Source organism: Hirschia maritima DSM 19733, assembly GCF_000378345.1.
GTDB classification, from domain to species: Bacteria; Pseudomonadota; Alphaproteobacteria; order Caulobacterales; family Hyphomonadaceae; genus Hirschia; species Hirschia maritima.
On sequence record NZ_KB899544.1, the window covers coordinates 593,061 to 612,499 of the forward strand.

The 19,439-nt window shown below is 45.3% G+C and carries 15 protein-coding genes and 3 tRNA genes; 12 read left to right on the forward strand and 6 right to left on the reverse strand.

Annotation, left to right across the window (positions count from 1 at the left end):
* Positions 1 to 31 precede the first annotated feature (31 nt).
* Positions 32 to 850, reverse strand: a complete 819-nt coding sequence (gene rlmB, locus F551_RS0102725) for a 23S rRNA (guanosine(2251)-2'-O)-methyltransferase RlmB (protein ID WP_018995945.1) — start codon at positions 848 to 850, stop codon at positions 32 to 34.
* 105 nt (positions 851 to 955) lie between these two features.
* On the opposite strand from rlmB, the gene F551_RS0102730 reads away from it, so the two are divergent.
* Positions 956 to 1,040, forward strand: a tRNA-Tyr gene (locus F551_RS0102730).
* Between the two features lie 857 nt (positions 1,041 to 1,897).
* Complete coding sequence (locus F551_RS0102735) at positions 1,898 to 2,599, forward strand: sugar transferase (protein ID WP_018995946.1); 702 nt, start codon at positions 1,898 to 1,900, stop codon at positions 2,597 to 2,599.
* A gap of 92 nt (positions 2,600 to 2,691) precedes the next feature.
* Here the strand turns inward: F551_RS0102735 and F551_RS0102740 are convergent, their stop codons facing one another.
* From F551_RS0102740 to F551_RS0102755, 4 genes are all read right to left on the reverse strand, one after another.
* Entirely contained in the window at positions 2,692 to 2,883 is a 192-nt protein-coding gene (locus F551_RS0102740; protein ID WP_018995947.1) for a hypothetical protein, read from the reverse strand.
* A gap of 114 nt (positions 2,884 to 2,997) precedes the next feature.
* Positions 2,998 to 3,975 (reverse strand): glycosyltransferase family 2 protein, encoded by a 978-nt coding sequence (locus F551_RS0102745; RefSeq protein ID WP_018995948.1) that lies wholly within the window; start codon positions 3,973 to 3,975, stop codon positions 2,998 to 3,000.
* 260 nt (positions 3,976 to 4,235) lie between these two features.
* Positions 4,236 to 4,309: transfer RNA gene (locus tag F551_RS0102750), tRNA-Gly, on the reverse strand.
* A gap of 169 nt (positions 4,310 to 4,478) precedes the next feature.
* Positions 4,479 to 5,141 (reverse strand): polysaccharide biosynthesis/export family protein, encoded by a 663-nt coding sequence (locus F551_RS0102755; RefSeq protein ID WP_018995949.1) that lies wholly within the window; start codon positions 5,139 to 5,141, stop codon positions 4,479 to 4,481.
* Positions 5,142 to 5,468: 327 nt separating this feature from the next.
* On the opposite strand from F551_RS0102755, the gene F551_RS0102770 reads away from it, so the two are divergent.
* Positions 5,469 to 5,544, forward strand: a tRNA-Trp gene (locus F551_RS0102770).
* Between the two features lie 52 nt (positions 5,545 to 5,596).
* Here F551_RS0102770 and F551_RS0102775 read toward each other — a convergent pair.
* Positions 5,597 to 6,532, reverse strand: a complete 936-nt coding sequence (locus F551_RS0102775) for an NAD(P)H-dependent flavin oxidoreductase (RefSeq protein WP_018995952.1) — start codon at positions 6,530 to 6,532, stop codon at positions 5,597 to 5,599.
* Between the two features lie 150 nt (positions 6,533 to 6,682).
* On the opposite strand from F551_RS0102775, the gene F551_RS0102780 reads away from it, so the two are divergent.
* The 9 genes from F551_RS0102780 to rpoC all read left to right on the forward strand — a co-directional run bounded on the left by F551_RS0102780 (position 6,683) and on the right by rpoC (position 19,337).
* The gene (locus F551_RS0102780; protein WP_018995953.1) at positions 6,683 to 7,297 is read left to right on the forward strand and encodes a DUF6151 family protein; all 615 of its coding nucleotides are present in this window, start codon (positions 6,683 to 6,685) and stop codon (positions 7,295 to 7,297) included.
* Between the two features lie 180 nt (positions 7,298 to 7,477).
* Entirely contained in the window at positions 7,478 to 7,681 is a 204-nt protein-coding gene (gene secE, locus F551_RS0102785) for a preprotein translocase subunit SecE (protein ID WP_018995954.1), read from the forward strand.
* 6 nt (positions 7,682 to 7,687) lie between these two features.
* Positions 7,688 to 8,230 carry a transcription termination/antitermination protein NusG gene (gene nusG / locus F551_RS0102790; RefSeq protein ID WP_018995955.1) on the forward strand — a complete coding sequence of 181 codons (543 nt, stop codon included), beginning with the start codon at positions 7,688 to 7,690 and terminating at the stop codon, positions 8,228 to 8,230.
* A gap of 130 nt (positions 8,231 to 8,360) precedes the next feature.
* Positions 8,361 to 8,789 carry a 50S ribosomal protein L11 gene (rplK, locus tag F551_RS0102795; protein ID WP_018995956.1) on the forward strand — a complete coding sequence of 143 codons (429 nt, stop codon included), beginning with the start codon at positions 8,361 to 8,363 and terminating at the stop codon, positions 8,787 to 8,789.
* A gap of 4 nt (positions 8,790 to 8,793) precedes the next feature.
* Complete coding sequence (rplA, locus tag F551_RS0102800) at positions 8,794 to 9,498, forward strand: 50S ribosomal protein L1 (RefSeq protein ID WP_018995957.1); 705 nt, start codon at positions 8,794 to 8,796, stop codon at positions 9,496 to 9,498.
* A gap of 320 nt (positions 9,499 to 9,818) precedes the next feature.
* On the forward strand, positions 9,819 to 10,334 hold the full coding sequence (gene rplJ / locus F551_RS0102805; RefSeq protein ID WP_018995958.1) for a 50S ribosomal protein L10: 516 nt from the start codon (positions 9,819 to 9,821) through the stop codon (positions 10,332 to 10,334).
* Between the two features lie 63 nt (positions 10,335 to 10,397).
* The gene (rplL, locus tag F551_RS0102810; RefSeq protein WP_018995959.1) at positions 10,398 to 10,781 is read left to right on the forward strand and encodes a 50S ribosomal protein L7/L12; all 384 of its coding nucleotides are present in this window, start codon (positions 10,398 to 10,400) and stop codon (positions 10,779 to 10,781) included.
* A gap of 172 nt (positions 10,782 to 10,953) precedes the next feature.
* The gene (rpoB, locus tag F551_RS0102815; RefSeq protein WP_026296615.1) at positions 10,954 to 15,054 is read left to right on the forward strand and encodes a DNA-directed RNA polymerase subunit beta; all 4,101 of its coding nucleotides are present in this window, start codon (positions 10,954 to 10,956) and stop codon (positions 15,052 to 15,054) included.
* Between the two features lie 98 nt (positions 15,055 to 15,152).
* The gene (rpoC, locus tag F551_RS0102820; RefSeq protein WP_018995961.1) at positions 15,153 to 19,337 is read left to right on the forward strand and encodes a DNA-directed RNA polymerase subunit beta'; all 4,185 of its coding nucleotides are present in this window, start codon (positions 15,153 to 15,155) and stop codon (positions 19,335 to 19,337) included.
* Positions 19,338 to 19,439: the final 102 nt, after the last annotated feature.

Sequence of the window (19,439 nt, forward strand, 5' to 3'; positions counted from 1 at the left end):
AAGTGCTATCAAATGATAACTAGAGCTGACATTATTTCTTTTCTTTCAGAAGCTGGCGTGACGCTTCATACAGTGCAATTGAAGCTGCACTGGACACATTCAAGCTTTCCATTTTTTGCGAAATTGGAATTTTGGCAAGTTGGCTACATGCCTTCGCGATAAGTGGACGAATTCCAGAACCTTCGGCACCCATAACGATTGCCAGAGGGGCGGGGGTATCGAATGCTTCACTGATGTCAACGTCAGTATTCCCATCCATCCCGACAACCCACCAGCCAGCATCTGCTAATGCAGTCACAGCGCGCGACAAATTAACAACCGCGACTTCCGGTATTGTATCAATTGCTCCCACAGCTGCTTTCGCCAGAGCGCCTCCGAGTTTAGGTGAGTTTCTAGTCTGCATGACCACCGCCTTCGCATCGAAAGCAGCTGCCGAACGGAAAACAGCGCCCACATTTTGTGGATCAGTAACTTGATCGAGAATTACAATGGGGCCTTCTCCATTTGCAAGAACATCTTCAAACTCTGCCCCATTCAATTCGGTTGTGTGTAACGCAACACCCTGGTGGACTGAATCTGGAGGAAGTAGACGGTCGATGTCTTTGGGATCAGACAATTGAGCAAAGTGAGGAAGGCTATCAGCATTCAATCCTAGTTTTTGAGCGCCATTTCGGCTTAAAAAGGCACGAAGATTCTTTCTTTCGCTATTTTTTAAGGCTGATGAGACTGCATGAACGCCCCAAATCCACACTTCACCTTCTGGAAGTTGTTGATAAGTAGATTTTTTTTGATTTTTGTAATTTTTTTTGGGTTTGTCCGCAAACGACTGCTTGCGTGGTTTGTTCTTCATGTCTATAAAGCGCCCTTCGTAAGGTATTTGCGAGCAGGCTTAGAGACGTTTTCAAAGCTGTGCAAGCAAAGATCTTTCTAACACTTCTATTAGTGTTACACCCTTGGAGGGGTGGGAGAGTGGTTAAATCCAGCGGATTGTAAATCCGCCCGCATTGCGTACACTGGTTCGAATCCAGTCCCCTCCACCATTTTACTTACATTGGAATAAGTTACTTCATATCAATAGTTGTTTGAGAACGAAATTTTTTGTGTTTTCCGATTGGATGTATGCCGCATAGTGTGCAGGTGTGTATTAGAATAAGACAGTTCAGTAATTCAAATTGAAAGAATGCGTCATGCCTTGAAATTGAGCATAGTCGTGTATCAATAGAGCAAAGAAGCTTTTAACTTTCCTTTGGAGCCGGTTGGGTGTGTTTTTTCTTGAATTGTCAGTGCGCTTATTTTTAGATCTAATTTATTAAAGTCAACAAGTGAAATACAACGGCAAGCAGTTTCTCATTAACACTTAAGTATTGCCGTCATTAAACGTTTTACGAGTTTTTGATATTTCGAGGAATGAAAATCAAAAGTAACGATGGGGTTCGTTTTTAGGTGTGTAGTTAAATTAAGTATAGTTATATATTAATTGGTTGGGTGACATCCGGTTTATGTTTTTAAGTTCGCTTGCTCGATTGTTATAAATGAAGTTCAAACTATTATTTGTTGTATAGAGTGATGTGAATACTATGAATTTAATGGATGTTGCGTGTTTATGTTCAGTTATTGGAATGAACTGTAAAATAAACTCGCGTGAATGGAGAAAAACTACATTAACTGATTGCAATTCTGTTCTGTTCGTTTATTTGTGTCTGTAAGGTCGTTGCAGGAATGAGCGAGCTTAATTTGTTAATTTTATCGTTCGAATTTTATCGTTTAAATTAGCGCGACTTGTAGAGTTTGGGTGGGTGTTTTTCGGTTTTGGAAAATCTTTTACGGGATATTTTTCATAACTGGCGCGGTTCTTGCGGGAGCCCTTGTGTAGAGCACGCAAATGGGATGAATAGCTGTGAAACACAATACTATTATTGAAAGTGGCTTCGTAAGTGGACTTAGCGGAGTTGAACAAAATCAAAGCAATTGGTCTAAGGCCAGATTGAGCAAGTCAAAACGTATAGCGGATTTGGCGCTTGCTGCAGGGGTGATTGTTTTTCTATTTCCTTTGTATGTGCTCGTTGCTATTTTGATTAAAATGAACGATGGCGGACCGGCCCTGTTTAAACAGCGTCGTATCGGCGTGGATGGCAAAGAGTTCTATTGTTATAAGTTTAGAACAATGGTGCTAAATGCTGAAGATCAATTGAAATCAGTGCTGGAAAATGATCCTGAAGCTGCGGCTGAGTGGCGTCAGTTTAAGAAGTTGAAGAAGGACCCACGTATTACAAGTGTAGGTCGCTTTCTTCGCAAATCCAGTTTGGATGAGTTACCGCAGTTAATTAACATTCTTAAAGGTGAGATGTCAGTAATTGGACCGCGCACGATTACGCGTGCTGAAACTCCAGATTACGGTGGAATGCAGGACTTTGCAGTTTATTGTAGCGTGCGCCCTGGTGTGTTGGGTCTATGGCAGTTGAGTGGCCGAAGTGATACAGGCTTTTCCAAGCGTGTTGAGCTTGATGTGAAGTATGTGCGCGAATGGTCCTTCTGGAATGATATCAAAATCTTGTTTGTTTCGATCCCAGCTGTATTGCTTGGAAAAGGTGCTTATTAGTATTTAGGTTTTATTCGCAAATTTTGTCGGGGGACAATTGTTGTGAAATATAAAAAAAGCCTTCCAGGTTCTGGAAGGCTTTTTTTTGTGTTCTAGAAAAATATAGCTCTAAATGAAAGAAAGATAGTCGCCCAAAATACACCGCATGTTGCCAGAATAAACAAAAGTGTTTGCCAGCCAGCCCATTTTTCTTCTGCTTTCAATTCCTTGATAGCGGGGTGGTTTGACGCGTAGGCGGAGTTGAATTCAACAATGTTGTTTGAAGAAGAAACGTAACTGTTCATAGTTGAAATCCTCAATAACTTAATTAATCTGTTGAGGTTCAGCGTACTAAAGTCCCAAAAAGAGAATCTTAATTTTGAGCAAGAAATTTTTTGTTTCTATCCAAATCGGTGGACCTAAGTGGATGCTTTGCGTCTTCTGGGCTTTTTAAATGTGCGATCAATCACAGAGTTTGTAAGATTACGGCACAGAAAAGCAATGTTTTTAGGCGATGTAAAAAAGCAAGACAAGAAGCCGGCGATGTTCCTAGTCTTTTTGTCGTTGATCATCTTGGCCCATCTATAGCGTCTAGAAACGTTAGACCGAGCTTTTCTCATTGCCGATTTTGAAGCGGGAGATAAGTTAGGCAATGTTTGGTGTGATCGCGTACAATCATACAGATGCTTGAGCTCCATATAACCATGCTGCCCACTTAAGGAATTGTATCTTCGAACGGCGATGTATCCCTGAGTTGATATGAGGCCCGCTTTCGCGCCATGAGCAAGAAGCCGTACATAGAGATCGTAATCTTCACCGAGACGCATCTTTTCATCGTATGAAAGATTTGCATGTCTGAGGCATTTCATTCGTATGATGGGTTTTAAAAAGCCTAATTCCCGTCGGTTTTTGTTTTTTTGAGGAATGTTGCCAAGAATGAAAGTAGGCAAATTTAAGGGAGACGGAGAGTGCGCACTTTCTATCCCAAGCATAGGATATTTTTTGTCTTCGCTGTGTCCCTCTGTTAGGAGCCACAAATCATCTGCCAATAGATCGTAGTTATTCTCGTTCAATTCCACTAGGTGCTGGATTCGGTCTTCTAACAAATAATCGTCAGCGTCCAACACGGTGAACCATGCCGCAGTAGTCTTTTTTAGTGCAACATTTCTTGCGGCAGCGGGGCCTTGATTCTCACTTTGGGTTAGGACTAATAGTCTTCCGGTGTTATCATCGCAAGCTTGTGCGTTCTGGGTGGTTTGATCCTTCGAAGCATCGTCAACTACAATAACTTGCGAGACATTTTTTTGCGCAAGTGCAGACGTAACAGCTTTTTGAATGCTGTTTTCGGCGTTGTACGCTGCGATAATGATCGCTACGTCGTTATCGTTAGACGACATTAGATATGGATCCGTTCAGGAGAAATTGTCCGTCAGCTCAATTCAATAAGAGATGTGTGATAGATGTACAATATGTAGCATTTAAATATCTCGTTAAAATCAATGCAAATACTGTGCGAGGTGTGCAGCGTGAAGTAAAAATTTCCACGCTTATTGTATATTTGTCTGACAGAAGTTTTGTTTACTGTGTTTAATTGAATGAAAGAATGTAAGGGCTGAAAATAGACTTAGAGATATACAGTCTTGCTGTGAATATCTCTTGGAGCGGGTACACGGAATCGAACCGAGATACTTAGCTTGGAAGGCTAGTGCATTACCATTATGCTATACCCGCAATCAGAGAGACGATCTGTTAGCGCATTTGATTAGGGTTCGTCTAGTATCTTTTTCATATATTTTGAAAAAAATGAGTTCCGGTAATTTTGTTGTATTAGAAAAACAATAAACGGCGCACAAATTGGGTTTGTGCACCGTTTGATTGGATGTTTAATTGTGAATATCGCTTAGAATAAGCGTTCACCAATACGTAGTGTGTCGCCTGGGTTTACTGGGGTAGTAGAGGTTAGGCGAACTTGACGTTCTTCTTTCTCATCAGCTCCGCGAACAAAGATTACTTTTTTGTTTGCGCGGTATGTGTAACCTTGAGCCGTTGCAATTGCATTTAGAACAGTTAGACCGTCAGTGTATGGGTATTCACCAGGGCGACTAACTTCTCCCAAAATATAGAATGGGCGGAAGTTTACAACTTCTGCAGATATGCGTGGATTGTTAAGGTAGCCATCTTTAAAGAGGTTTTCCATGGCGCGTTGTACTTGGCGGACAGATTGGCCAGATGCATTGATTTCACCGATCAATGGCATTGAAATCATACCTGTACCATCGACTTGGAATTCACCTGATAATTCAGGTTCGCCAAATACCGTAATACGCAGTGTGTCACCATTTCCTAATTTGTATCCCTCGCTAGTAGGGCTAGCTACCGGTGTGGGTGTTGCTTCTGGTGTAGGTGTGTTTTTTGCCGTTTCGCTGTTTTCAATTGATACAGGTGGCTGAATCACTGATTGCGCGCTTTCGCTTCCTTGTTTAGGTGCAGAAGCTGTACAAGCTGTTACAGCAAATAGGGTTGCTGCTGCTAATGTGATTTTGAGGCTTTTTACAATTTTCATTTCAAGCTTCCCAATTTTCCAAACCATAATTTCCCGTTTCACTCGCCATATAAGCGAACCATTCTAAAAAAGCACCCCAAAAAAGTAATGAATCTCCGTAAAAAGGATCCATTTGTTTTATTTTGAAGCTAAGAATAGCTCTGTTTCGTGTTTGTTGAGACTATCAATCAAGAAACGGGCCAAGATTGGGCGTGCGCTGTGTTTCTGTTGGAATTGATTGAAAGTTGTTTTCCATTCGCGTGGTTTGGTGTGTTAAAAAATATTGATTTAGTGTCAGCTTTTGCTTGAATTTTATATTGGCATAGCGTATCAGCGTCTCTCCGGTGAAGGGGTATAGCTCAGTTGGTAGAGCATCGGTCTCCAAAACCGAGGGTCGTGGGTTCAAATCCTACTGCCCCTGCCATTGGAAACAAAAAAGCCGCATTCAATTTGTTTTGAGTGCGGCTTTTGTTTTTCTAGTTTGTGAATTTAGAGATTGCTTCTGAGTACTCAGTCTTCAATTGCTCGATCACATCTTTTGCAGGACGAACGTTTTTAACGGCGCCGATTCCTTGGCCGCAGCCCCATATGTCTTTCCAAGCTTTGGCATCGCTGCCCATTTCATTGAAGTTCATCTTAACAGCTTCTTGTTTGTGTAATTCTTTGGGGTCTATTCCCGCAGCAACAATGGATGGGGTGAGATAATTTCCATGAACGCCAGTGAACAAATTGGTATACAGTATATCTTCTGCTGAACTGTCAGCTACCATCTGCTTGTATGCTGGGACCGCATTGGCTTCTTCGGTGGCAATAAACAAAGAGCCCATATAGGCGAGGTCGGCCCCCATGGCTATTGAGCCGGCAATGGATGCTCCATGAGCAATGGAGCCGGAGAGCGCTATTGGGCCGTCAAACCATTCGCGTGTTTCGCGAACAAGTGCGAAGGGGGATTGCGTTCCGGCGTGTCCACCCGCTCCAGTGGCGACAAGAATCAATCCATCTGCCCCTTTATCGATGGCTTTGTGGGCAAATGTTTGGTTGATTACATCGTGAAGTACGATGCCGCCATATGAGTGAATAGCGTCAAACACGTCTTCTTTTGCGCCGAGGGAGGTGATGATAATTGGGACTTTGTATTTTACGCAAAGTTCTACATCTTCCTGCAGGCGTTTATTGGAGTGATGAAGGATCAGGTTTACAGCATAAGGCGCGTCGTCTTCAGTGATTTCTTCGTTTAATCTAATAAGCCATTGTTCAAATTGCCCCGGTTCGCGTGCATTAAGTGATGGAAATGAGCCAACAATTCCCGCTTTGCACTGCGCAATAACTAACTCGGGATTGGAGATAATGAACATAGGGGAAGCGATCGCGGGTAGTTGTAAGCGTTTTTGAATTGAATCTGGTAGTGGCATTTGTATTCTCGATCTCAAATGAAGTGTTTGAATGCATATTTACCTGAGAGAGAGGGGCTGACAATCGTATCGTAGCGGAACGTGCGTAAGCAGGATGTGTGGTAATGTTGTGCTGGGTGTTTCTAATTTGCTGAGGAGGTGTGTGGCGTTATGAAAATTGGGTGTAAGTGCGGAAATGTATCTGCGGAAATACGCGGGGCGTCTTCTTTAACTGTGAATAGAGCAAGATGTTATTGTCGTGATTGTCAGGCATCAGCCGAATATTTTGGGGCGGAGGATATTTTGGATGAACATGGCGGAACTCAGGTAGTTCAAACTGTGCCATCTCGCATTGAAGTGAAGAGTGGGTGGGGACAGGTCGGTTGTTTGATGTTGTCTGAGCGGGGGCTTATGCGCTGGTATGCAAAGTGTTGCGGTGCGCCTCTCGCGAATACGGTTGCTGATCCAAAAGTTTCGTTCGTGGGTTTTCTGCAAACTGCGATTCGTGTGCCAGAAAACGTTTTGGAATTGGAAAAGCTCATTGGTCCATGTCGGTTTCGCGTGAATACCGAGGCGGCAAGAGGTGCGAAAATTGAGCGGTTTGGGTATCGACGTTCTTTGATGAAAATTATGACTGGCGTGTTGGTCGGCAAATTAACTGGAGCGTACAAAAAGAATCCTTTTTTTGATTCGGAAACTGGGAAACCAATTGTGTCGCCAAAAGTATTGAGTGAGCAAGAAACAGATACGCTGTATGAAAAGGTTGATGCTGCCTGCGGTATGTAGAGCTTTTGGGCAGGCGGTGATTGGTTCACAAAGTAAGAATGGACTTGAAACTTGGGTTTTCGTAAGCCAAGTAAATAACAAATCGATAGTTTTTGTAGATAGGTATGGACGTCGGGCCCGTGTTGGATTACAAGGTCCCGCTTAACCCATCCCTTAAAATCGGGAAGATACGGAAAGCTCATGGCTGAGACCAAGAAGCGCACGAACCCTTTCACCTTTTTTGGTCAGGTCCGTGCTGAAGGACGAAAAGTAACTTGGACATCGCGACAGGAAACTATCGCGGCTACGATCATGGTTTTGATTATGGTTGTTTTTGCGTCAATTTTCTTTTTGCTAACAGACTGGGTCGTTTCGGCCTTAGTTAAGCTAATTACAGGGATTTAGAATCTCATGGCCAAAGCCAGATGGTACATTGTTCACGCATATTCGAACTTTGAAAAGAAAGTTGCCGCTTCAATTCGCGAGCAAGCGGAGATGCAGGACTTAGAGCATCTTTTTGAAGAGATCGAAGTTCCAACAGAAGAAGTGGTGTCTGTTGTTCGTGGGAAAAAGAAAACAACAGAGCGTCGTTATTTTCCTGGATATGTTTTGGTGAAAATGCAGTTGACTGATGCTGCTTATCACTTGGTGAAGGAGACGCCTAAAGTAACCGGTTTCCTTGGTGCTGACGGTGGGAAGCGACCTCTTCCTGTGAGGCAGTCCGAAGTTGATCGTATACTTGGGCAGGCGACTGAAGCAGCTGAGCGTCCGGAGATACCGGATGTGATTTATGAGGTTGGTGAGAAGATCAAGGTTCTTGATGGCCCGTTCGCATCATTTGAGGGTGCGGTAGAGGCTGTAGATCTTGAGACTGCTCGTTTGAAAGTTACAGTTTCTATCTTTGGGCGTGAAACCCCTGTAGATCTAGAATTTGGTCAGGTTGAGAAGCTTTAGTTTCCTGTCTGACTTTATAGCGATGTGGGAGGCGGGCTGTAAGTCCATAGTGCCGCCGGACCACGTCATTCCCTGTGTGGGCAAATGTTGATTCGTTTGTTCGCACGCTTCGCGTTTCGAGAGGGAAATTATGGCGAAGAAATTACTTGGGCAGCTTAAGCTGCAAATTCCGGCTGGTTCAGCGAACCCGTCGCCACCTGTTGGTCCTGCTCTAGGTCAACGTGGTATCAACATCATGGAATTCTGTAAGGCGTTTAACGCTAAAACGCAGGATCAAGAAAAAGGCATGCCTATGCCTGTGGTGATTGATTACTATCAAGATAAATCATTCACTTTTGTGGTGAAGACTCCGCCTGCTAGCTATCTTCTTAAAAAGGCTGCTGGTCTTGCTAAGGGTGGTCAGGAGCCAGGTCGTGTTAACGCTGGTTCTGTGACTTTGGCTCAGTGTCGCGAGATTGCGGAAGCAAAGCTTAAAGACCTGAACACAAACGATCCTGATCAGGGTGCTAAAATTATCGCCGGTTCTGCCCGCGCGATGGGTTTGACGGTGACGGAGTAGTATCATGGCTAAAGTTGGAAAGCGTATTACTGCTGCGCGTGCAAACGTTGAAGCAGGAAAAGCCTATTCAGTCGCTGAGGCGTCTGCGTTGGTAAAGTCAAATGCAACAGCGAAATTCGATGAAACTGTTGAAATTGCTGTAAACCTTGGTGTTGACCCAAAGTATGCTGATCAGATGGTGCGTGGTGTTGTTTCGCTTCCGCATGGTACTGGTCGTTCAGTGCGTGTTGCAGTGTTTGCGCGTGACGCAAAAGCTGATGAGGCGCGTGAAGCGGGTGCGGACATCGTTGGTGCTGAAGATCTGATGGCTGAAGTTCAAGAAGGTAAAATGGACTTTGATCGTGTGATTGCTACGCCTGATATGATGGCTGTTGTTGGTCGTCTTGGTAAGGTGCTTGGTCCGCGCGGTTTGATGCCGAACCCTAAAGTTGGAACTGTTACACCAAACGTTGCAAAAGCTATCGCTGATGCAAAAGGTGGTGCTGTTGAGTTTCGTGCTGAGAAGACAGGTATTGTTCACGTTGGTGTTGGTAAGGCTTCTTTTTCTGAAGATGCAATTGCTGAAAATACACGCACTTTGATTGATGCTTTGCAAAAGGCACGTCCTTCTGGATCAAAGGGAACATACGTTAAAAAGATTACACTAAGCTCCACAATGGGTGCTGGTGTTGAAATTGATACTCAAGAAGCACTTGCGTCCGACGCATAATTGTGCATAAGAGATCAATTCGGCGGCAGGTCAGTGGTTAACACTGCACTGCCGCTTTTCTCGTCCGAGATTGCGGGTGGGGGTTATTCTTAGAATTGCCCACATAATCATATGGCCCGTATGAGACGGGGTGTGAAGGACAAAGTTCACTCCTGAGTTGTTGCTCGTGAGTGATCTGGGTTTCCATATCGCCCTGGGACGGGGGTATGTCGATGAGTTCGATATGCTCATTCTTCCATTGGTTGAGTGAGTATTGGGGCTAATCTGCATGCTATCCTGGGGTGACCGGATGGTTCGGTTACCTAAATTGAGAGGCCGCTATGGATAGAGCTGGAAAAGTTAAAGCGCTTGAAATGCTTAAGGGCATTTTTAGCGAATCGGGTGCGATTATCGTAACCCATTATTCCGGACTGACTGTGGCGGAGATGTCAGACCTGCGCACAAAGCTTGGTGCTGAAGGTGCAAGTCTAAAAGTTATTAAGAACCGTCTCGCGAAGATTGCTCTTGATGGTCAAGGTGGTGAAGAAGCTGCTGGGATGTTTACAGGCCCGGTTGCAATTGCTTACGCACCAGACCCAGTATCTGCCGCTAAGGTGTGTGCTGAGTACGCCAAAGGAAACGAAAAGCTCGTTCTCGTTGGTGGGATCATGGAGGGCGATGCGCTTGATAAAGCTAAGGTTGAGGCTCTCGCCAAAATGCCTTCTCTGGATCAGCTTCGCGGCAAGATTATTGGTGTTATTCAAGCGCCTGCAACGAAAGTTGCTGGTGTGCTTCAGGCACCAGCTGGTCAATTGGCTCGCGTCGTTTCGGCGTATGGCTCAAAAGACGCTGCTTAATTGCTACATCTCTAAACATTCAGTTCAAGTTTAAAGAATACAGACATATTAGGAAGAAACCCAATGTCCAAATTAGAACAAATTGTAGAAGACCTATCTTCTCTATCAGTTATGGAAGCTGCTGAGCTTGCTACTCTTCTAGAAGAAAAGTGGGGCGTATCTGCTGCTGCTCCTGTTGCTGTTGCTGCTGTTGCTGGCGCTGACGCTGGTGGTGCTGATGCAGGTGCAGAGAAAACAGAATTCGACGTAGTTCTGAAATCTGCAGGTGCTAAGAAAATCAACGTGATTAAAGCAGTTCGCGAAGTTGTTTCAGGTCTTGGCCTGAAAGAAGCTAAAGAGCTTGTTGAAGCTGCTCCTAAAGCAGTTAAAGAAGGCGTTGACAAAGCAGAAGCTGAAGACATCAAGAAAAAGCTTGAAGAGGCTGGTGCTGAAGTCGAGCTTAAGTAAGCTTAACGAATGCAGGCGATTCGGTCATCCCGCGTAAGGTGATCGGATAGCCTTTAAACTTTTAAGGCGGCGTCCCATTTCCGGGTCGTCGCTTTTGCGCACCGGATGTGGCGAGGTTTCTATTTTCCCTTGATTGGCGCGAAATAGTTAACCCTGAAGAAGAGGCCCAAACATGGCTCTGTCGTTTACGGCGAAAAAGCGTATTCGGAAATCCTTCGGGAATATCCCAGAATCAATACAAATGCCGAACCTGATTGAAATTCAGCGTTCGTCATATGAGCATTTCTTGCAAATGCACGTGTCTACCTCACAACGTGAGGGAGAAGGGCTCGATGCAGTGTTCAGGTCAGTGTTCCCGATCAAAGATTTCTCTGATCGTGCGACCCTTGAATATGTGTCTTATGAGTTTGAGCCGCCAAAGTTTGATGTTCAAGAGTGTATGCAGCGTGATTTGAATTATGCTGCACCATTGAAGGTTAAGCTGCGTCTGATCGTGTTTGAGACAGACGAAGAAACAGGCGCTCGCTCTATTAAAGATATTAAAGAGCAAGACGTATACCTCGGTGACATCCCGTTGATGACGGAAAAAGGTACATTCATTGTGAATGGTACTGAGCGTGTTATCGTATCTCAAATGCACCGTTCCCCAGGTGTGTTCTTCGATCATGATAAAGGTAAAACGCACGCATCAGGTAAGCTGTTGTTTGCTGCCCGTATTATTCCGTACCGTGGGTCTTGGTTGGACTTTGAGTTCGATGCAAAAGACATTATGCACGTGCGTATCGACCGTAAGCGTAAATTGCCTTCAACAGCAATCTTACAAGCTTTAGGTTATGATCACGAGCGTATTCTTGATACTTTCTACTCTAAAGTTGGCTACCGTATTGATAAGTCCGGTTGGATCACATCATACGCGCCAGAGCGTTGGAAGAGCGTTCGTGTAGAGCACGACATTTTGAATGCCGCTGATGGTAAGGTTGTCTTTAATGGTGGGAAAAAAGTGTCCCCGATTAAAGCCAAGCGTGCTGCAGAGAACGGTGTTGAAGAAGTGCTTGTGCCTTCAACTTTCCTAGAAGGTAAGTTTGTTGGTGAAGATGTCGTCAACATGGAAACTGGTGAGATTTATATCGAAGCCGGTGATGAACTGACTGAAGAAAACATTGCAGAACTACGCGATGCTGGCATTGAGCTGATTACTGTTCTTGATACAGATAGTGAAGCTGCGCGTGGTCCTTGGTTGCGTAACACTCTTAAAGCAGACAAAGCATCAAACAGAACTGAAGCTCTTTCTGATATTTACCGTGTCATGCGTCCTGGTGAGCCACCGACTCTTGAAGCTTCAGAAGCTTTGTTCAACCAATTGTTCTTCGATTCCGAGCGTTATGATCTTTCGGCTGTTGGTCGTGTGAAAATGAACATGCGCCTTGGCTTTACTCTGGAAGAAGCTCCTGACACAGCACGTACACTACGCGAAGAAGATATTCTTGGTGTGATGTCGACTGTATTGGACCTTAAAGATGGTAAAGGGGAGGTCGATGATATCGATAACCTTGGAAACCGTCGTGTGCGTTCTTGTGGTGAACTTCTAGAGAATGCATACCGTGTAGGTCTTGTGCGTATGGAACGTGCGATCAAAGAACGTATGTCTTCTGTTGATATCGACACAGTCATGCCGCATGATCTTGTGAATGCGAAGCCTGTTCATGCTTCTGTTCGTGACTTCTTCGGTTCTTCACAGCTTTCTCAGTTTATGGACCAAACAAACCCATTGTCAGAGATTACGCACAAGCGTCGTCTATCTGCGCTTGGGCCTGGTGGTCTTACACGTGAGCGTGCAGGGTTTGAGGTGCGCGATGTGCACCCAACTCACTATGGTCGTATTTGTCCGATTGAAACACCAGAGGGTCCAAACATTGGTTTGATCAACTCTTTGGCGACACACGCACGTATCAACAAATATGGATTCATTGAGAGCCCATATCGCCAAGTTAAAGACGGTGTTCCTCAAGATCAGGTAGACTACCTATCTGCAATGGAAGAGTACCGTTTTAAAATTGCTCAGGCCAACGCTGTGGTTGGTCAAGACGGACGCCTTGAGAATGACTTTGTAAACGCACGTGTTGCCGGTGAAGCAACATTAGTTCCGCGTGAAGAAGTTGAGTACATGGATGTTTCTCCGAAGCAGGTCGTGTCTGTTGCTGCCGCTATGATCCCATTCCTTGAGAATGACGATGCGAACCGCGCATTGATGGGATCAAACATGCAACGTCAGGCTGTTCCATTGGTGAAAACGGATGCTCCACTTGTTGGTACGGGGATGGAACGCATCGTTGCGCGTGACTCTCGTGCGGCTGTTGTGGCTAAGCGTTCTGGTGTGGTAGAGCAGGTCGATGCGACACGTGTTGTTGTTCGAGCGCTTGATGGTCTTGATGCTACAACATCTGGTGTGGACATTTATCGCCTATCCAAGTTCCAGCGTTCAAACCAAAACTCATGTATCAATCAGCGCCCAATCGTAAAAGTGGGTGATGAGATTGTTGCGGGTGACATCATAGCTGATGGTCCTTCAACTGATCTTGGTGATTTGGCTCTAGGTCGTAACGTACTTGTGGCATTCATGCCTTGGTCTGGTTACAACTTTGAGGACTCTATCCTGATTTCAGAGCGTATTGTGCGCGATGATGTGTTCACTTCAATTCACATTGAAGAGTTTGAAATCGCATCTCGTGATACAAAACTTGGTCCTGAGGAAATCACTCGTGATATTCCAAATGTGGGTGAAGAAGCTCTTCGTAACCTAGATGAAGCTGGTATTATCGCGGTTGGTGCTGAAGTAACAGCTGGGGATATCCTGGTTGGTAAAGTGACACCTAAGGGTGAAAGCCCAATGACACCGGAAGAAAAGCTTCTGCGTGCTATCTTTGGTGAGAAAGCTTCAGACGTTCGTGATACATCTCTTCGTGTGCCTCCGGGTGATACAGGGACAATCGTTGAAGTCCGCGTCTTTAACCGTCACGGTGTAGATAAAGATCAGCGTGCACTTCAAATAGAACGTGAACAAATCGAAGCGTTACAAAAAGATAAAGATGATGAGGTCGCGATCATTGAACGTGACTCTTATGATCGTCTTCGCACGCTTCTAATCGGTCAAAAAGCGATCGCAGGTCCTAAAGGTTTCAGCAAAGGTGAAATTTCCGCTGACAGCTTGAACGATGTTTATGAAACAGACATGTGGAAGATTGCGGTTGAGGATGAAGCAATTCAAACTCAAATCGACAATGTGAAATCTGCTCTGGATAATTCACGTTCATTGATCGAAGCACGTTTTGAAGACAAAGTTGACAAGGTTCAACGTGGCGATGACTTGCCTCCAGGTGTGATGAAGATTGTGAAGGTCTTTATTGCTGTGAAGCGTAAGCTTCAGCCAGGTGATAAAATGGCTGGTCGTCACGGAAACAAAGGGGTTATCTCACGTATTAATCCTCTTGAAGACATGCCTCACCTTGAAGATGGTACACCGGTCGATATCGTACTGAACCCACTAGGTGTTCCGTCACGTATGAATGTTGGGCAGATTCTGGAAACACACCTTGGTTGGGCGTGCTCTGGTCTAGGTCGCATGATCGATGACTCACTAAAAGAGTACCGTCGTGACAATGATATCGTAAAACTGAAGGATCAATTGGCTCACTGTTATGGTGACAACCAAGAGCTCCCAGAAGGTGAAGAAGAGCTTGTCGAACTAGCTGGAAACCTGAAAAAAGGTATTCCGATAGCGACACCTGTATTTGACGGTGCATCTCAAGATGACATCAATACAATGTTGACTAGAGCTGGGTTTGATACTTCCGGGCAGTCCGTCGTTTATGATGGACGTACTGGAGAGCGCTTCTCTCGTAAGGTAACTGTAGGGTATAAGTATCTCTTGAAACTTCACCACTTGGTGGATGACAAGATTCACGCTCGTTCAACTGGTCCTTACTCACTTGTGACGCAACAACCATTGGGTGGTAAAGCTCAATTCGGTGGTCAGCGCTTCGGTGAGATGGAGGTTTGGGCACTTGAAGCTTATGGTGCTGCGTACACTCTACAAGAGATGCTGACTGTGAAGTCGGATGATACTGCTGGGCGTGCTAAGGTTTATGAATCTATCGTTCGTGGTGATGATAGCTTCGAGGCCGGTATCCCAGAGAGTTTCAATGTTTTGATCAAAGAGATGCGTTCTCTTGGTCTGAATGTAGAGTTGCTTGAGGCCGAGGATCCTGAAGCGTAGTTATACGCTTCTAGAGACTAATTTCGTAATATTTTTATGCTTACGGGTCGGCTCTGATCCGGTCCGTAGGCCCACCCTTTAAGGGAGATCGCGTCAGGATGAGCCAGGAAATCAGCAATCTGTATAATCCAAACGCCCCGGCACCGAATTTCGAGGCCATTCAAATAGCAATAGCCAGTCCGGAGCAAATCCGTGAATGGTCTTCAGGTGAAATTAAAAAACCTGAAACGATCAACTACAGAACGTTCAAACCAGAACGTGATGGGTTGTTTTGTGCTCGTATTTTTGGGCCCGTGAAAGACTATGAGTGTCTTTGTGGTAAATATAAGCGCATCAAATATCGTGGTGTGACATGTGAGAAATGTGGTGTTGAAGTCACATTGGCACGCGTACGTCGTGAGCGCATGGGACACATTGATCTTGCAGCACCTGTGGCGCACATTTGGTTCCTAAAATCACTTCCATCCCGTATTTCACTCATGCTGGACATGACGCTGAAGGATGTGGAACGCGTTCTTTATTTTGAAGCCTACATCGTGACAGAGCCTGGTCTGACACCGCTTGAGCCTAAACAGCTCTTGACGGAAGAAGAGTACATGGATGCTCAGGATGAGTATGGTGAAGATTCTTTCACAGGCATGATTGGTGCCGAGGCTGTTCGTGAGTTGCTCATGAACATGGACCTCGAGCAGGTTGCTGATCAACTTCGTGAAGATTTGGCAGAAGCTACAGGTGAGCTTAAGCCTAAGAAAATCGCTAAGCGCTTGAAGATCGTGGAAAACTTCTTGCACTCACAGTGTCGTCCAGAGTGGATGATTATGACGATTATTCCGGTTATTCCACCAGAGCTTCGTCCATTGGTGCCTCTAGATGGTGGACGTTTTGCAACATCTGACCTGAACGATTTGTATCGTCGTGTGATCAACCGTAATAATCGTTTGAAGCGCCTTATGGAGCTTCGTGCGCCTGATATTATCATCCGTAACGAGAAGCGTATGCTACAGGAATCTGTGGATGCGTTGTTCGATAACGGCCGTCGCGGTCGCGTGATCACAGGGACAAACAAGCGTCCTCTGAAATCACTATCAGACATGCTTAAAGGTAAGCAGGGACGTTTCCGTCAGAACTTGCTTGGTAAGCGTGTGGACTATTCTGGTCGTTCTGTGATTGTGGTTGGTCCTGAACTTAAGCTTCACCAATGTGGTCTTCCTAAGAAGATGGCGCTGGAGCTGTTTAAGCCGTTTATTTATTCTCGCCTCGAAGCCAAAGGTCTTACTGGGACCGTTAAGGCTGCCAAGAAAATGGTTGAGAAAGAGAAGCCTGAAGTTTGGGATATCCTTGAAGAAGTGATCCGTGAGCACCCGGTTATGTTGAACCGTGCGCCGACGCTTCACCGTCTTGGTATTCAGGCATTTGAGCCTAAACTGATTGAAGGTAAGGCTATCCAGCTACACCCATTGGCATGTGCAGCGTTTAACGCTGACTTCGATGGTGACCAAATGGCTGTGCACGTTCCATTGAGCCTTGAAGCTCAGTTGGAAGCACGTGTACTTATGATGGCGACAAACAACATTCTGTCACCAGCCAATGGTAAACCTATCGTGGTTCCATCTCAAGACATCATTCTTGGTCTTTATTATCTTTCAATTGAGAAAGAGAATGAGCCTGGCGAAGGCATGATGTTCACAGACATGGCCGAGATCGAACATGCTTTGACGAATAAGGTAATTACTCTTCACACAAAAATTAAGGCGCGTTACCGCAGCTTTGATGCAGAGGGTAATCCTACGTCACAAGTCATTGAGACGACACCCGGTCGTATGATGATCATTGAGTGTCTGCCAAAAGTTCCAGGAATCAGCCCTGATCTTGTTGGTGAGTTGATGACTAAGAAAGCCGTTGGGCGCATCATTGACACGGTTTACCGTGCATGCGGTCAAAAATCGACAGTTCTGTTCTGTGACGCAATCATGGCCGTTGGTTTCCGTGAAGCTGCGCGTGGTGGTATTTCGTTTGGTAAGGATGACATGGTTATCCCTGAAGCGAAGATCAAACTTGTGCAAGATACGCGTGATCAGGTTTCAGAATATGAGCGTCAATACTCAGACGGTTTGATTACACGTGGTGAGAAGTACAACAAAGTTGTTGATGCTTGGTCACAGTGTACAGACAAAGTGGCTGACGCGATGATGGATGCATCTGCGGAGCCAATTGTGGATCCTGAAACAGGCCGTCACGACGAAGCAAATTCAGTCTTCATGATGGCGCACTCCGGTGCGCGTGGTTCTAAGAACCAGATGAAACAGTTGGCTGGTATGCGTGGTCTGATGGCTAAGCCGTCTGGTGAGATTATTGAGACACCAATCGTGTCTAACTTCAAGGAAGGTCTAACCGTTCTTGAATACTTTAACTCCACCCACGGTGCACGTAAGGGACTTGCGGATACAGCTCTTAAGACTGCGAACTCAGGTTACCTGACACGTCGTCTAGTTGATGTTGCTCAAGACTCAATCATTACAGAGCAAGATTGTGGTACTGCACGCGGTATTACATTGTCCGCTGTTATGGATGGCGCTGAAGTTGTTGTGTCACTTGGTGATCGCGTTCTTGGACGCACAACTGCAGAAGATGTTAAACATCCTTCATCAGGTGACATCATCGCTCCTGCAAATACTTATATTGAAGAAGACTTGGCAGCTGAATTTAATGAAGCTGGTGTCGATTCAATCAAGGTACGTTCAGTTCTAACATGTGAAACACGCAATGGTGTTTGTGCGTCTTGTTATGGACGTGACCTAGCTCGCGGTACACGTGTGAATGAGGGTGAAGCGGTAGGTGTTATCGCAGCGCAATCAATTGGTGAGCCAGGAACACAGCTTACAATGCGTACTTTCCACATTGGTGGTGCGGCGCAGGTATCGAACGACTCTTCTGTTGATGCGGCTTTTGACGGTATCATCAAGCTTGAAAATGCTGCTCTCGTAGAGCGCGAAGACAAGACGTTTGTGATTGTTGGGCGTTCTATGGAAGTGAAGGTTGTGGATGAAGACGGTCGTATCCGTCAGACATTTAAGCCTGGATACGGAACACACTTGAAGTTTGGTGAAGGAGCCAAAGTTAAAGGTGGAGAGCGTATAGCTGATTGGGACCCATTTGCGACACCAATTATATCAGAAGCAACAGGTATTGTCCGTTTCGAAGACATGCTTGATGGTTTGACAACTCGCGATGAAACAGATGAAGCAACAGGTATTGCCTCTAAAGTTCTTATCGATTGGCGTTCGGGTGCTAAGGCAGCAGCTGATCTGAAACCAGCTGTGGTTCTAGTGGACGACAATGGTGAAGTTGTGAAACTAGAAAATGGATCTGAGGCGCGTTATCACTTGCCAGTTGATTCAATTCTGTCTGTGGCTGAAGGTGACACTATTGTTCCTGGTGACATGGTTGCTCGTTTGCAAACAGGTGGTGCAAAAACAAAAGATATCACGGGTGGTCTGCCGCGTGTGGCTGAATTGTTTGAAGCACGTCGTCCTAAGGACCACGCTGTTATTGCAGAGCTGGATGGAACGATTGAATTCGGCCGTGATTATAAGAACAAACGTCGTATTCGTGTTCTTCCTGAAGAGGAAGGGCGCGAGCCAGCTGAATATCTCATTCCAAAAGGTAAGCACCTACTTATTCAAGAAGGTGATGCCATCAAGAAGGGTGAGTATATTCTAGATGGTAACCCGGCACCTCAAGATATCCTTGCTATTATGGGTGTTGAGGCGTTGGCTAACTATTTGGTTGACGAAGTTCAGAAAGTTTACCGCCTGCAAGGTGTGCCTATCGATGATAAACACATTGAGGTCATCGTGCGTCAAATGCTTCAGAAAATTGAAGTAACGGACGCTGGTGAAACAATGCTTCTCAAAGGTGAGCAAGTTGACGTTCTTGAGTATGAAGATGCAAATGCTGCTGCGCGTAAAGCGAAGAAGCGTGAAGCGATTGGTACGCCAATCCTTTTAGGTATTACGAAAGCGTCTCTACAGACACGTTCGTTCATCTCTGCTGCATCATTCCAGGAAACAACACGCGTGCTTACTGAAGCGTCTGTGCAGGGTAAAATTGATACTCTGGAAGGCCTGAAAGAGAACGTTATTGTTGGTCGTCTAATCCCGGCTGGTACAGGTAGCGCATTACGTCACTACCGTAAGATGGCCTATGATCGTGACATTAAGCTGCGCGAACAGCGTAAAGTGAATGCTGAATTAGAGGCGCTTCCAGCTCCAGAAGCTGAATAGCTTTTTTAAGCTTCAATAGAATCATTAAAGCACCACTTTTTCAGTGGTGCTTTTTTGTTTTGCAGCGAAAATTTTGAACCGTTTAGTTCGTTTTGTTTTCTA